At 54.2% G+C, this 14,321-nt stretch carries 16 protein-coding genes; 15 read left to right on the top strand and 1 reads right to left on the bottom strand.

Translation table 11 applies throughout. The features are described 5' to 3' along the window. The 15 genes from HC757_RS03065 to HC757_RS02995 all read left to right on the top strand — a co-directional run bounded on the left by HC757_RS03065 (position 1) and on the right by HC757_RS02995 (position 13,242). Complete coding sequence (locus HC757_RS03065; protein ID WP_169562855.1) at positions 1-1,167, top strand: iron-containing alcohol dehydrogenase; 1,167 nt, start codon at positions 1-3, stop codon at positions 1,165-1,167. Between the two features lie 67 nt (positions 1,168-1,234). Next, positions 1,235-1,948, top strand: a complete 714-nt coding sequence (locus tag HC757_RS03060) for a glutamine amidotransferase-related protein (RefSeq protein ID WP_169562854.1) — start codon at positions 1,235-1,237, stop codon at positions 1,946-1,948. A gap of 196 nt (positions 1,949-2,144) precedes the next feature. Then, a complete protein-coding gene (gene tsaB, locus HC757_RS03055) occupies positions 2,145-2,846 on the top strand; it encodes a tRNA (adenosine(37)-N6)-threonylcarbamoyltransferase complex dimerization subunit type 1 TsaB (protein ID WP_425313943.1) in 702 nt (233 codons plus the stop codon). 150 nt (positions 2,847-2,996) lie between these two features. Then, positions 2,997-3,302: a hypothetical protein gene (locus tag HC757_RS03050; protein ID WP_169562852.1), complete on the top strand. Its 306-nt coding sequence runs from the start codon at positions 2,997-2,999 to the stop codon at positions 3,300-3,302. After that, positions 3,295-3,993 carry a M50 family metallopeptidase gene (locus HC757_RS03045; RefSeq protein ID WP_169562851.1) on the top strand — a complete coding sequence of 233 codons (699 nt, stop codon included), beginning with the start codon at positions 3,295-3,297 and terminating at the stop codon, positions 3,991-3,993. Before HC757_RS03050 ends, HC757_RS03045 begins: the two co-directional genes overlap by 8 nt. Positions 3,994-4,081: 88 nt before the next feature. After that, positions 4,082-4,912 carry a class I SAM-dependent methyltransferase gene (locus tag HC757_RS03040; protein WP_169562850.1) on the top strand — a complete coding sequence of 277 codons (831 nt, stop codon included), beginning with the start codon at positions 4,082-4,084 and terminating at the stop codon, positions 4,910-4,912. 33 nt (positions 4,913-4,945) lie between these two features. Then, positions 4,946-5,860 (top strand): alpha/beta fold hydrolase, encoded by a 915-nt coding sequence (locus HC757_RS03035; protein WP_169562849.1) that lies wholly within the window; start codon positions 4,946-4,948, stop codon positions 5,858-5,860. 193 nt (positions 5,861-6,053) lie between these two features. Further along, entirely contained in the window at positions 6,054-7,727 is a 1,674-nt protein-coding gene (fadD, locus tag HC757_RS03030) for a long-chain-fatty-acid--CoA ligase FadD (protein ID WP_169562848.1), read from the top strand. Positions 7,728-7,785: 58 nt separating this feature from the next. Next, a complete protein-coding gene (rnd, locus tag HC757_RS03025; RefSeq protein WP_169562847.1) occupies positions 7,786-8,895 on the top strand; it encodes a ribonuclease D in 1,110 nt (369 codons plus the stop codon). A gap of 738 nt (positions 8,896-9,633) precedes the next feature. Next, positions 9,634-10,182, top strand: coding sequence for a hypothetical protein (locus HC757_RS03020; RefSeq protein WP_169562846.1), 549 nt, complete (start codon positions 9,634-9,636; stop codon positions 10,180-10,182). A gap of 91 nt (positions 10,183-10,273) precedes the next feature. Beyond that, positions 10,274-10,612 (top strand): hypothetical protein, encoded by a 339-nt coding sequence (locus tag HC757_RS03015; protein ID WP_169562845.1) that lies wholly within the window; start codon positions 10,274-10,276, stop codon positions 10,610-10,612. A gap of 671 nt (positions 10,613-11,283) precedes the next feature. Then, the gene (locus tag HC757_RS03010) at positions 11,284-11,700 is read left to right on the top strand and encodes a hypothetical protein (protein WP_169562844.1); all 417 of its coding nucleotides are present in this window, start codon (positions 11,284-11,286) and stop codon (positions 11,698-11,700) included. Positions 11,701-11,885: 185 nt separating this feature from the next. Next, the gene (locus tag HC757_RS03005; RefSeq protein ID WP_169562843.1) at positions 11,886-12,188 is read left to right on the top strand and encodes a DUF1330 domain-containing protein; all 303 of its coding nucleotides are present in this window, start codon (positions 11,886-11,888) and stop codon (positions 12,186-12,188) included. A 35-nt stretch (positions 12,189-12,223) separates the two neighbouring features. Then, complete coding sequence (locus HC757_RS03000; RefSeq protein WP_169562842.1) at positions 12,224-12,715, top strand: arsinothricin resistance N-acetyltransferase ArsN1 family B; 492 nt, start codon at positions 12,224-12,226, stop codon at positions 12,713-12,715. 41 nt (positions 12,716-12,756) lie between these two features. Further along, positions 12,757-13,242: a VOC family protein gene (locus HC757_RS02995; RefSeq protein WP_169562841.1), complete on the top strand. Its 486-nt coding sequence runs from the start codon at positions 12,757-12,759 to the stop codon at positions 13,240-13,242. Positions 13,243-13,342: 100 nt separating this feature from the next. On the opposite strand, the gene HC757_RS02990 is transcribed toward HC757_RS02995, so the two are convergent. After that, on the bottom strand, positions 13,343-14,125 hold the full coding sequence (locus tag HC757_RS02990; protein WP_169562840.1) for a hypothetical protein: 783 nt from the start codon (positions 14,123-14,125) through the stop codon (positions 13,343-13,345). Positions 14,126-14,321: the final 196 nt, after the last annotated feature.

Below are 14,321 nucleotides of genomic sequence, written 5' to 3'. Positions count from 1 at the left end.
ATGGCATTGCAGGCAGAGTGGAACTATCCGACGGCCATCAGCGTCGGTGCCGGGGTCTTGCGGCGCCTGCCGGAGGCCTGCCGGCAACTGGGCATGACCAAGCCCCTGCTGGTGACAGATCCCGGCCTGGCGCAGCAGCCCATGGTGCCTCGGGCGCTGGCCCTATGCCGCGCCGCTGGCCTTGAGTCCTCGGTGTTCAGCGACATCCGGGGCAACCCAACGGCGGACAATGTCAGTCTCGGCATGCGTGTCTTTCGCCGGGGCGGCTTCGATGGCGTCATCGCCCTGGGCGGCGGCTCCAGCCTGGATGCCGGCAAGACCATCGCCATGATGGCGGCCCAGTCCCAGTCCCTGTCCCTGTGGGATGCCGAAGATCTGGGGGATAACTGGACCCGACTGGACGCCCGGCTGATGGCACCCGTGGTGGCGATCCCGACCACGGCGGGCACGGGATCGGAAGTCGGCCGGGCGGCGGTGATAACGGACAGCGCCAGGCGGGTGAAACGTATCCTGTTTCACCCGCAAATGTTGCCGGCGCGGGTGCTGCTGGATCCCGAACTGACCCTGGGTCTGCCGGCGCACCTCAGCGCCGCCACCGGCATGGATGCCTTATCCCATAATCTGGAAGCCTATTGCGCCCCGGGTTACCATCCCATGGCCGCCGGAATAGCGCTGGAGGCCATGCGGCTGATCAAACTGCACCTGCCGCGGGTCGTCGCCAACGGGGACGATCTGGAGGCCCGCACCCAGATGCTGGTGGCCTCCTGCATGGGGGCAACCGCCTTTCAGCGCGGCCTGGGGGCCATGCATGCCCTGGCCCATAGCCTGGGGGCCCTGTACGATAAACACCATGGCCTGCTCAACGCCATCCTCATGCCCTATGTGTTACGGGCCAACCGCAGCGCCATAGAGGCGCCCATAGGCCGTCTGGCCCGCTATCTGGAATTGCCCGAGCCGGGCTTCGATGCCTGCTTGCTGTGGTTGCTGGATCTCAGGGCCGAGCTGGGGATCCCCCATACACTGGCCGAGATAGGCCTGGGCAGGGAAGAGGCGCAGCGGATAGGGCAGATGGCGTTGGCGGATGCGGCCGCGGCGGGCAATCCCATCGCCTTCGACGCCGAACAATATGCCGGCCTGTTCAGGGACGCGCTGACCGGCAGCCTATAGCAGGACATTTGCCATCTATTGCTTTAGGCTTAACGGAGGCAGCACGCCGAGCGAGTAGGGGGAGAGGATGAAGATAGGTATTTTGCAATGTGACGATGTCAGCGAGCCCCTGTTGCAGGCTCATGGCAATTATCCGGAGATGTTCCATGAACTCCTGACCGGGCTGGATGAGACGATAGGCATTTGCATCTACCGGGTGATGGACTCTGAGTATCCGGCCGCCATAGACGAGTGCGATGCCTATATCATCAGCGGCAGCCGCCATAGCGTCAACGAGGATCTGGCCTGGATCCGCACCCTGGAGGCCTATGTCCGCGAGCTCTACCTGGCCAACAAGAAGCTGGTCGGTATCTGCTTCGGCCATCAGCTGATGGCCAAGGCGCTCGGCGGTGAAGTCATACAATCGCCCAAGGGCTGGGGCGTGGGGGTGGCCACGACAGAGATCACCCGCAAACAGCCCTGGATGACCCAGGACGAAGAGCGCATGTCGCTGCTCGTCAGCCATCAGGATCAGGTCAGTGTCCTGCCCGCCGCCGCCCAGGTGCTGGCCGCCAGTGACTTCTGTCCCTTCTACATGGTGCAGATAGATGCGCATTTCCTCGGCATTCAGGGGCATCCCGAATTCAGCAAGGCCTATTCCCGGGACTTGATGGAGGCGCGCCGCCACAGGATCCCGGCGGGACGCATAGCGCAGGGGCTGGAGTCCCTGTCCCAGCCGCTGGACAATCGGCGCGTGACCCAATGGCTCATCGACTTCATCCGCCATGACGCCGCCGACTGAGACCTGAGCCGGCAACCCGCCATCCGCAGTTACATAAAACCGCTTGGGATCCGGGGATATGTATCAGGAAACTTGAATTATCCACCCTGTCTTGGGGTATACTCATGCGCTCATTGATTTGCGCCCGGGCGCCCTATACCTTATTCCTGCCATCCAACAATGGGATTGGCCTTTACTGATGACAGAAAACAACCAGATGACTGCTTCCCCAACGATTTTAGCGCTCGATACCTGCACCGAAGCCTGTTCCGCCGCCTTGCTGGTCGATGGGCATGTTTATGCCGAGATAGCCGATGCGCCCCGTGAGCATAGCCAGCGGCTGTTGCCCATGGTGGATGCGGTATTGCACCGGGCCGGCATAGGCCTGGATAAGGTGGATGTCATCGCCTATGGCCGGGGGCCCGGCAGTTTCACCGGCATACGCATCTGCACCAGCATGACCCAGGGGTTGGCGCTGGGGCAGGAGTTGCCTGTGATCGGTATCTCGACCCTGGCGGCGATGGCGCAGATGGCGATAAGCGAACACGGCGCCAACCAAGTGCTGTGTGCCATAGATGCCCGCATGGGCGAGGTCTATTGGGGCCAATATGTGGCCGTCGATGGCATAGCGACCCAGGTCGTTGCCGAGCAGGTCAGTGCGCCCGATGCGCTTGATCTGGCCCTGGATACGGCGCTGCCGATAGTCGCCTGCGGCACCGGCTTCGACGCCTATCCCGAGTTACTGAACCTAGGCCAGGGGTTGGATGCGCTGCCGCAAGTCAAGTTTCCCGATGCCAGGGCCATGCTTGAGCTGGCACAGGTGGGTATCGCCGCCGGGGAGACTACCAGTGTCGACGAACTGCAACCCGTGTATCTACGCGACACAGTTGCCTGGAAAAAATTGCCGGGAAGAGAATAGCTTAGTGGTACGCCAGAGGGGACTGCAGGCATTTTACCGTACGACCGATTAGCGAATGCCAGTCGGCTGGACTAGTATAAATACATGTCAGGAAACAATAAATTGCAGTGTGGGTGTGAGACGTGTGGCGCCGCATAGAACGAGGCACAGATGCAGATGAACATTAATTCGATAGGACTCACTCAGGCTGTAGCAAGTAACCGTCCGCCCCAGACCCTTGTTGCCCCGGCCCAGTCGGGGCCAGCGTTCATTCCGCCGCTGCCGCTGAGCCAGAGTGGCATGCCGACCCGCGTCCATGCCAGTGGCGACCGCCCCTCATCCTTCCACGACTCTCATCTGACCTATGATAGCCTGGCGCAGGGCACCGAAGGGGCGATAAACCAGTATATGCTGACGCAGAATTTTGCCAAACGCGATGAGATCCAAAGCATGGTGGGCATAGACATCTATGCCTGATGCCGTCACCGCGTCAAGATACGCCGCCGTCCCTTCGGGTGTCCCGGGCCGCGGTCGTTTCATCCTGGAGTTGTTGTTTGCCCTGTTGCTCACTCGCCTGCCGTATCTCGGCGTTCCCTTCAAATGGCTCGAAAGCTTCTTTCACGAATTGTCCCACGGTCTGGCGACCCTGCTCAGTGGCGGCATCGTCAGTCATATCCAATTGTTTCCCAATGGTGCCGGCTTTTGTTTCAGCCAGGGGGGCGCGCCTCTGTTGATCGGCTTCGCCGGTTACTTCGGCGCCGCCTGTTGGGGTTACCTGATTTTCATCCTGGCCACCTGGCCCAGGGGGATACGTGCCAGTTTTGCCTTCCTCGGCGGCGCCGTGCTGCTGAGCCTGCTGCTCTGGGGGCGGGATCTCCTGACCATAGGCATCTTGCTGACATTGGCCGGCTTGTTGCTGTTGCCATTGAGACTCAACCATCAGCCGGCCCTGCTCAGCGGCCTTAGGATAGCGGCGCTGATGATCATGCTCAATGCCTTGGCCAGTCCGGCGGTCTTGTTCGGCCTCTCGGGCCAGGGCGATGCGGTCATGCTGGCACAGAACAGCTGGCTGCCTGCCTGGTTTTGGGTGCTGTCATGGCTGAGCTGCAGTGCCGGCTTTCTGTATCTGGCATGGCGCCGGGTTGACCGGGCCAGCCTGCTGCGCTGAACACTAAATGTAACCAGCTATTTCAATCCCTTGGCTTTTTTCATCCCGACTGTTAGCTTGAGGCTTCGGTTTCCCCACGAGAGTCAAAATGAAAATAACCTCAATCTGTGCTTCGCTCCTTCTCACCGGTCTGGTTTCTGTCCAAGCCCTGGCTGCGGCGCCCGAGCCGTCCCAGGATGCCTTGGCCCAGGCGGTGAAGAGTGACTTCCGCCAGGCCAAAAACAGCCTGCGTGATGAGTACCGCCATCCCCAGGACACCCTGAACTTCTTTGGGATTAACAGTTCGCAGACGGTGATCGAGCTTTGGCCAGGCGGTGGCTGGTATGCCGAGATCCTTGGCCCTTATCTGGCCAAAGACGGCCATTATGTCGCCGCCAACTTCGAAACCGAGCCGAGCCAGGACACCCAGGGCAACAGGTATAGGGCCAAGAATGGCAAGAAATTCGCCGCTTGGTTGGCGCAACATAGGGATGTGCTGGGCGCCGCTTCGACCGTGACCCTGGATCCGCCGGCCAAGTTGACGCTCGGGGCCGACAAGAGTGCGGATCTGGTGCTGACCTTTCGCAACCTGCATAACTGGGCGATGCAAGATCAGCTGGAAGGGATATTCGATGCCGCCTTCCGGGTGCTGAAAGACGGCGGCGTCTTCGGCGTGGTGGAGCATAGGGCCAAGCCAGGCATGGATCCCGACAGCGGTTACATGGTGCCGGAGCAGGTGATAGCCCTGGCGAGCAAGGCGGGTTTCGTGTTGGCTGCCAGCTCCGAGATCAATGCCAACCCGAAAGACAGCAAAGATTATTCCCGGGGGGTGTGGACACTGCCGCCTGTGCTGGCACTGGGACAGCAAGACAGGGATAAATACCTTGCCATAGGCGAGAGCGATCGCATGACGCTCAAGTTCATTAAAAAATCTTCTTAAATTAGCGACAAGCTAACTGACATTCGAGGCTATATGTGGCAATCTTCCGCCCCCGAAAATCCGCCGCCGGCGGGACAGCAAGTTGAGCTGGCGTTGCCCCATATTCGCCTCTGCGGTCGACGCTGGGGGGCGAAGGATAAGCCCTTGTTGCTGGCCTTGCATGGCTGGCTGGATAACGCCAACAGTTTCGCGCCGCTGGCCGGGCACCTGAGTGATTTCCAGTTGTTGGCCATAGACTGGCCTGGGCATGGTTTGTCTGACCATAGGCCAGGGGCCTATCCGCTGCATTGGCTCGATTATCTCTATGATTTGGATCAACTGCTGGCGCACCTGGGTCAGACCCTGGCCCCGGTCGCCATCCTCGGGCATTCCTTGGGGGGCATAGTCGCCTCGGCCTATACCGCCGGCTTTGGCGCCAAGGTCAATAAGTTGGTATTGATCGAAGCCCTATGCCCGCTGTTCGAAGATGCCGCCAAGTCGGGGCAGCGCCTGGCGCACAGTTTCAACCAGCACGGGCGCTGGCTCGGCAACAGGGGCAAACCCGCCACCTCGTACGAGTCGCTCGAGGTGGCGGTGCGTGCCAGGGCCGGTATCACCGGCCTCGACGAGTCCTGGTGCCGCTTGCTGGTGGAGCGCAACATGCGCCAGACGGAGCAGGGCTTTTGCTGGCGCAGCGATCCCAGGTTGAAGCTGGACTCGCCGCTGCGACTGACCTTCGAGCAGGTCGACGCCCTGATGCAGCAGGTGGCCACCCCGACCCTGTTGTTGACCGGCAGCGAGGGTTTTCACCAGCTCAGGAGCGCCTTGCCATTGGCCAGGGGCTGGTACCGCCACCTGACCGAAGCCGTGTTGCCGGGGGATCATCACCTGCACATGGGCAATGCCGCCGGGGTGGCCGCAGAGATCAGGGCGTTTCTGGCCGAGAAAAGCGTCTCGGCGGGGCGATGATGCATACCAAAAATCGGGCTGGGCTTTTGGTTGCATTTATGTGATGATGATCAAAAATTAAAACGCCCGTATGATTTTTGTGGGTGTTCAATAAGTATAAGAAGTAAGTCGGCGTTTTAATAAGCAATTTTACGCACGCCTTACATTGACCCTGGCTGCATTGCTGCCGCCATGGGGATTCTAGGAGAGATTTGTGGACCAGCCTTGGATTGAGAATTTGCCCGAAGACGTGCCTGCCGAAATAGATACGGCGCAATACACTTCCCTTGTCGATATGTTTGAGACCTCGGTGGCCAAATATGCCGACCAACCCGCCTTTATCAACATGGGCGCGACCTTAACCTATCGTAAGCTGGAAGAGCGCAGCCGGGCCTTCGCCGCTTATTTGCAGAATCAATTGGGACTCAAACAGGGTGACAGGGTCGCCTTGATGATGCCGAATCTGCTGCAATATCCCATCGCCCTGTTCGGTATTTTGCGTGCCGGCATGGTGGTTGTGAATGTGAACCCCCTCTACACCCCCAGGGAGCTCAAGCACCAGCTCAACGACTCGGGCGCCAGGGCGATAGTGGTAGTGTCCAACTTCGCCCGCACCCTGGAAGAAGTGGTGGATGAGACCCAGGTGGAGAGCGTGATCATCACTGGGCTCGGGGATCTGCTCAGCGCCCCCAAGCGCACCTTGGTCAATTTCGTGGTCAAGTACATCAAGAAGCTGGTACCCAAGTACCATCTGCCCAAGGCGCTGTCGCTGCGTGATGCCCTGTCTAAGGGGCGGCGGATGCAGTACGTCAAGCCCAGAATCGACTTCGATGATCTGGCCTTCCTGCAATATACGGGCGGCACCACTGGGGTCTCCAAGGGCGCCATGCTGACCCATGGCAATGTGGTCAGCAACGTGCTGCAGGCCGACGGCGCCTATTCGCCCATGCTCAACAAGGGCACAGAGTTGGTGGTGACGGCCTTGCCGCTGTACCACATCTTCGCCTTGACGGTGAACTGCCTCTTGTTCCTGCATAAGGGCAGCAACAACCTGCTGATCACCAATCCCAGGGACATTCCCGGTTTCGTCAGTGAGCTGAAGAAATACCCCTTCACCGCCCTGACAGGGGTGAACACCCTCTTCAACGCGCTGGTGAACAGTGAGGAATTCCGGCGGCTGGACTTTTCCCGGCTCAAGCTGTCCATCGGCGGTGGCATGGCGGTCCAGAGATCCGTGGCCGACAAGTGGCAGGCGATAACCCAGACCCGCTTGCTGGAAGGTTATGGCCTCACCGAAGCCTCACCCCTGTTGGCCTGTTGTCCCTATAACCTCGAGGGCTACAACGGCTCCATAGGTTTTCCGGCGCCTTCGACCCAGATCCAGATCCGCGATGAGGAAGGCAAGGTCTTGCCCCAGGGCGAGACCGGCGAGTTGTTCGGCAAGGGCCCCCAGGTGATGAAGGGCTACTGGCAGCGGCCGGAAGAAACCGCCAAGGTGCTCGACGCCGAGGGTTGGTTGGCGACCGGTGACATAGGCTATATGGATGAGCAGGGCTTCTTCTTCATAGTCGATCGCAAGAAAGACATGATCTTGGTGTCGGGTTTCAACGTCTTCCCCAACGAAGTGGAAGAAGTGGTGGCCATGCATCCCAAGGTGCTGGAAGTGGCGGCGGTTGGGGTACCCAACGAAGCCAGCGGCGAATTGGTGAAGATATTTGTGGTTGCCAAAGACAAATCCCTCACCGAAGCCGAGATAGTCGCCCATTGCCGTCATCATTTAACGGGATATAAGGTGCCTAAGCTGGTAGAATTCCGTCAGGAATTACCCAAAACCAATGTGGGCAAGATCTTACGCCGGGAACTTCGAGACGAAGTCAAGACTGCGTAAGGATGAAGCCGGCAATTGCCGGCTTTTGTTTTTAGGGCCCCTCATTCCGGAGAATAATTTGTTAGCGTTTCAATATGTGAGTGATGAAGCCGCACTGGCGCAACTGGTTGAACAATATCGCCAGGCTAAGCTGCTGGTGCTGGATACCGAATTTGTCCGCACCCGGACCTACTACGCCAGACTCGGGCTGATCCAGGCCTACGACGGCAAGAGCCTGGCATTGATAGACCCGGTTGCCATACAGGATCTCTCGCCCTTCTGGAGCCTGTTGACCGACCCCGGCATCATCAAACTGGTGCATTCCTGCAGCGAAGATCTGGAAGTGTTCGCCCATAATGGCCAATGTCAGCCAGGTCCCTTGTTCGACAGCCAGATAGCCGCCTCCGTCTGTGGCATGGGTCATGGCATGGGTTACGCCAAGCTGGTAGAGACCTGCCTCGAAGTGATAGTGGATAAGGGCGAGTCGCGTACCGACTGGATGAAACGCCCCCTGAGCGAAGCCCAGCTCAACTATGCCGCCAACGATGTGTTCTACCTCTACAAGCTATACCCTCAGCTGCTGGCCAAGCTGGAACAGCAGGGCAGGCTGGCCTGGGTATACGAAGAAGGCGAGCGCATGACCCAGGACCGCCTGGCGGCGCCCGACACAAGCGTCGCCTATCTCAGGGTGAAGAATGCCTTCCAGCTGACGCAGCAACAATTGGCCTACCTCAAGGTGCTGGCCAAGTGGCGCATGGAGAAGGCCCTGGCGCGGGATCTCGCCCTGGGCTTCGTCGTCAAAGATCACGCCCTGATCGCCCTGGCGAAGAAGCAACCAGGCAGCCTGCCCGAGCTGTTGCGGATCAATGACCTGACCGAACAAGAGAAACGGATCCACGGCAAAGATCTGCTCAGGGTGCTGCAGACTGCGGATCTGGCCAACTTGCCCGAGGCCGTGGATGTGCTGGCGCTCAAGCCGGGCTACAAGTCCGCCTTCAAGGCGATCAAGAACTGCCTGACGCAGGTGTGCGAGCACCATCAGGTGCCGGTCGAACTCCTGAGCTCCAAGCGCCACATCCATGATTACTTGCAATGGCTATGGGCCGGCAAGCAGGGAGAGACCCCCTTGGTGCTCAGCGGCTGGCGCGGCACCCTCGCCGCCGAGGCGTTGGGGCAACTGAGACTCTGAGCCTAACGCGCCGGATTTACACCGCGAATGTCACGGGGACAGGTACTTACCTGTCCCCGTTTTGTTTCCGCCGCCCGCATCGGGGCCATGCCTGTTAACAGAGAGCTGGGAGCTGGTAGTTGATAGCTGAGAGCTGCCACTGCTGGCTGTCATAGTAAGTCACGGACACATTACCCCCGGCCGGCCGGCCGGCATGCACGCACTAAGCAGACAGGCGCAGCAATGCCGAAAAGGTCTGTGCCGGCTAAAGTGATGCCTGCAGCCGTTTTCAGCTTGCCATAGCGGCGAATATATCCTAAGTTAACTCATTAATAACAGTGATGATATTGTCATGGAAGCAGCCCAGTTGTCAGGAAGATAGCAACAGAGAGCCATAGGGTTTCTTGCCTCACATTTACTTCCATGCACCTCATTCCCGTTTTCGACAAGTGACGCTCACGGGCATTCAATAATCGAGAGTACCCAACAATCGAGAGCAGCATACAGCGGCAAGGTGGAGGCCCGGATCCAGGGGCGGTAGCGTGGCTGGAGATGGACCAATTCTCTGCGTGAGGGGGGAGAAAATAACGAGATCTTGCCCGCTCATAAAGAGGTGCAAGAGCGCATGCGCGTTTAGCCGGAAGGCTTAGTGGGGTGAACAAGTTGAATGGTTTACAAAACAGTAAGTTGTGATAATCTGGTTTGCATTGGACCTATGTACATATGCGCATGCGCACTATTAAAATGTTATAAATTATTATGAATATCGATGAAGTCTTCAAGATTGCCACGGCTGTTATAGCTTCAGTTGGTGGTAGCGCCTTAATCTTAGCCGCTTTTTCAAGTTGGCTTGGTGGAGTGTGGGCAAAGCGAATGCTACAAAATGAGCGAGCTAAACACTCTGAAGCACTAGAGGGTATAAAGAAAGAATTAGACCTCCTAAAACAAAAAGAAATTACTCGTCATTTCGACAAGCTCGCGATCTACAAAGATGTTGTGCATTTAATTAGTGAAATACTCCGTGAACTTGAAGCTGTAACAACAAAAAAACAGCGCGCCGTTAATCCTGATGTGGAGCATTCGTTTGCGCTTTGCAGAAATAAGGCCTATGGCTATTTAAGTCTTGTTTCTACTCAGGAGGTAATGGATAAATACAACGAAATGATCGATTTCTTCATACCGATTATGTACGAAGGTCAAAGTGCCAGTTGGGAAGAAATGCGAGAAAAAGCAGATGCACTACTAAACACAATGCGTTTAGATCTTGGTATTAAAGAAGGCGACATTGTATATCGGGGTAGTAGATAATTTATAACAAGTTGCTCAAACATCGTTCCGGCCAAAAAGCGGCCTCCACTGGACGCGCTAACGCGCGCCGTTTAGCAAAACGTTATATTTTATGAAAAGTCTATTTTTGGGTCTGACACTATTAACCTCTGTTGGCTGTGCTAGCGTCTCAGATACCTTCGTACTTAACGGTAACAGCAGCCAAACTATTCAAAAAGATATTAATTATCTATTTAAGAAATTGTCTAAAAATAAGAAGCAACAGTTTGCCATGGCTTTATTAGCCATTCAGTTCTCCGATGTTAATAGTGTCTACGATATGTTGGGTGATCCAGCGATGGAAGGCATGAACTACGATATTCTGAGTAAAAAGCTCGATGGTTTAACGTATGCACAAGTGATCGAACTCGCATCTGCGTCAAAAACGAAAGTGAGTATTTCAAAAAATTAAATATAACAACCCAGTTATACCGATCTTGAACTTGCCCCGTTTCAGTGGACACCAAAATGAGTCACTTGAGGTGTTCCTATGCCGGCATACAAAACCGGGGAACTGCATCGCATCGTCTGACTTATCTGAAACCAAGACCACATATGTGCTATCACGAGCCCCAAATTATGGGTGTCTCGGTCGTTAAAATGGCACAGTCATGGAGGCGATGCAGTACCTGCTGAATCAGGCGAGGAAGTGCGGAGGTAATAGCAATAGGGATGAACCTATTAAACAGGTGCTGGCGCAGTTTAAGGTACTTTAGATTAAGAGTAGTGAGTTTATTTTTGCTGCGAAATTACTCCAAGGAAAAGAGTCAGAGGAGTTATTAAAGATGTTTTCTGAATTGAGAGCTGATAGGTTTTCTGAAGTTAAATTTCATTTAATGCATAGACGCATGTTTTATTATGTCGATAACTATACTGATTTTAACATGGATGTTTTATTTTGAAATGTATTAATTTATAAGGATTGCGTTTATTTTTTTGTGGCGAAAATGTTCCACTCTTCAATAAGTGCTGCTGATCTTTACTGTTCCAGTCTCAATTTTTAATGAACGAAGTTACCTGATTGCTCGTCGATGTGGAGAGGCCTATTTTGGCATTTAAAAAGTTATACCTTCTGATTTTTTAATGATTCCTTTAAATGTTTGTGCTGTAGCATATATAGAGGCTTTCGGTGGGGCTTTACCATTGCCTGAAAATTCAACTGCAAGGTATAGTTCTGAACATTTCAGTGTAAAGATCTATAATCAAAAATCAGGGGTTGCATTGGCTTTGATTAATCATGATGAAGAAAAATGTGATTTAATCAATAACATTGTCGATGGGAAAGTGCTTTACGATGCTGAAGTAAAAATTGACAGGCACCCTTACAAATGGAATGGTCAAGAAATCTATTTTTATAAAATGATGTTTGATAAGAACGATCCATTAGGATCAGTTTTTATTATTACAGATTGCACCATATTTCTAGAAATACTTGATGGCAGTCTGTATGAAACCTGGAAAAGTGAGATTTTAAGGTTTAATTTAAATAAACAGAAATAGTTAGGGGTGGTGTTGGTCTTGCCTGCGGCTATTTTATTTTGTTGAACTAACAAAATTATGGGGAGGAGCGAGTGTGTTGCCGAAACACTAAACACTAAACACTAAACACTAAACACTAAACACTAAACACTAAACACTAAACACTAAACACTAAACACTAAACAAGGAACAATGGAGATGTTGTGATGTATGAAATGCTAGTGGGGTTAGAGGTTTCAGATAATGAAACCTACGCGCAATACCGTGAGGCAATGAAGCCCATTTTAACCACATATGGCGGCGGTTTTGGTTTCGATTTTGTCGTGTCTGAGGTGCTGCTGTCTCAAGTAGAGGTGGCTATCAACCGTGTGTTCACGATCAATTTTCCCAGTCAAAGCGCAGCGGATGACTTCTTTTCTGACAGTGAGTACTTAAAAGCCAAGTCACAATTCTTTGCAACGTCTGTGCTCAATACGACTATCATTGCATGTTATGAAAAAAACGCTTAGCAAACGGTTAACACAGAAAAATACAGTTGGGTAGCATGATAAGAAAAGCCGTGGAAGCTGACTCAGAAGTGATAGCTGGAATTTATAACCACTATATTGAAAATACAGCTATTACGTTTGAAGAAGAAAAGGTATCTGCAACAGAAATCAATCGAAGAATTCAGAATGTACAAGCTGCTGGTTTGCCCTGGCTGGTTGCAGTGGAAGATTCGGTTGTCGTTGGCTATACCTACGCAACCAAATGGAAAGACAGAAGTGCATACAGATTTTCAGTGGAAGTCACAGTCTACCTTGCTCCCGGGACCAGGGGTAAAGGCTATGGCTCCATGTTGTATATCGCCCTCATGGCGGAGCTGAAAGCTTGTGGTGTTCAGTCTGTGATTGGCGGGATAACCTTGCCAAATCAAGCGAGTGTTGCACTCCATGAAAAAATGGGCATGAAGAAAGTAGCCCATTTTGAAAAAATAGGCTTTAAGTTTGATCAGTGGCAGGATGTGGGTTACTGGCAAAAAAGCTTGCACAGCTAACAAACAAACTATGCATGGATGGACCCCAGAGGAGAAATGACATGACAAAGGTTGCGAAGAACACCGTCTGCCTTTGGTTCGATGACGATGCCGAGGAGGCCGCGCGGTTTTACGCCACGACATTTCCCGATTCGTCGGTCGGCGCTGTGCATCGCGCCCCCGGGGATTATCCCGCGGGGAAAGCAGGGGATATATTGACAGTCGAGTTCACAGTGCTGGGCGTTGCGTGTCTCGGGCTTAACGGCGGACCGGCATTCAAGCACAGCGAAGCCTTCTCATTTCAGGTGGCGACCAAAGACCAAGACGAAACGGATCGCTATTGGAACGCCATCGTTGACAACGGCGGTCAGGAGAGCGAGTGCGGTTGGTGTAAGGACAAGTGGGGCATCTCTTGGCAGATCACGCCGCTCGCCCTGACGAAGGCATACACGAGTCCCGACCGAGTCGCTGCCAAACGGGCGTTTGATGCTATGATGACGATGAGGAAAATCGACATTGCCGCGATCGAGGCGGCGTTTCGCGGCTGAGCGCGCCCTGTGGTTAGCCTGAGGGAAGGCCATAGCGCCGCCGGGTGATCTTTTGCGCAGCACGGCACCCAGTGCATGGGCTTTGCAAAAGACCGGCAGGTTATTTGAACCGGCAGGAATTAAACCTGGGCACGTCACCGTCGAGCTTGATTGAAAGCGCCCTGGCGGTACCTATGGGGGCGTTCACTGCCAGTACAGTGCCCGTAGCCGTTACGCTGGTAACGCCACACATATCATCGTAATAATCTTGATCGCAACAATGGTTGTCTGCATTTTTGTCGCCCGGTTTGCAGCTCCAGGGGCCGGCAATCTGGAAGCCCGGCGCTTTGCTCAGCGTGGGTGGGCAAGAACACACTATCTGATTTTGGTTGATATGGCCGAGACCCGGGAAGTCTTTACCCTGAGTGCTGGTGAAACACAGCCCACCATCACATTGTGCGCCATAGGCCTGTGGTCCCGACTCGGTGTCGCAGGTGTAATAGCCCATGGGAGGGCCGAGCTTTTCCGTCTCGGGCTCATAGTCGGTTTCAATCTGGCGGGGCGTGGCATAGGTGCTGACGGTGAAGCCGTTGCGGTTTCCCTGCAAAAGCGTATCGCAAATGTTTTTACTCTCGCCGTTTGCCTCATAGTTAAAACTGAAGGAAATACTTTCTTCATTCATGACATCACATTTGCAGTAAGCCACGCCATCGAGTGTCCAGCAGGTCGCGGTGGCGCAAAGGGCGAAGGTGTCGGGTTGATTGGCCGCCAGCGGGCACTCGACAATCTTGGCATCGCTTGCATCTGTGGCGGATTTGGATGGCAGGTCCTTGGCCATGGTCAGCGATGGCATGGCGCCGAAAAGCAGCATGGATATCGTCAATAACAGCGCTTTGTGAGACATTGGAAGTTCCCTTTGAATGTAAGTTAAACAAAGTCAACTCGGCTGGGCCATAGCAAATTAAAATAAATTAAACATAAATTAAAATAGTTAACCTATCAGCCCCAGATTGAATTTTTTCCTGCGATTGGCAGGCGCTGACTAACTATAGCCACATACATTTTATATCGCCAAATTCAAAGTAAAATATAATGATTTA

Origin of the sequence: Shewanella salipaludis (assembly GCF_012911865.1) — a bacterium.
Classification (GTDB): domain Bacteria; phylum Pseudomonadota; class Gammaproteobacteria; order Enterobacterales; family Shewanellaceae; genus Shewanella; species Shewanella salipaludis.
Note: the sequence above shows the minus strand (reverse complement) of the source record. Positions and strands in the feature narration are given on the sequence as shown.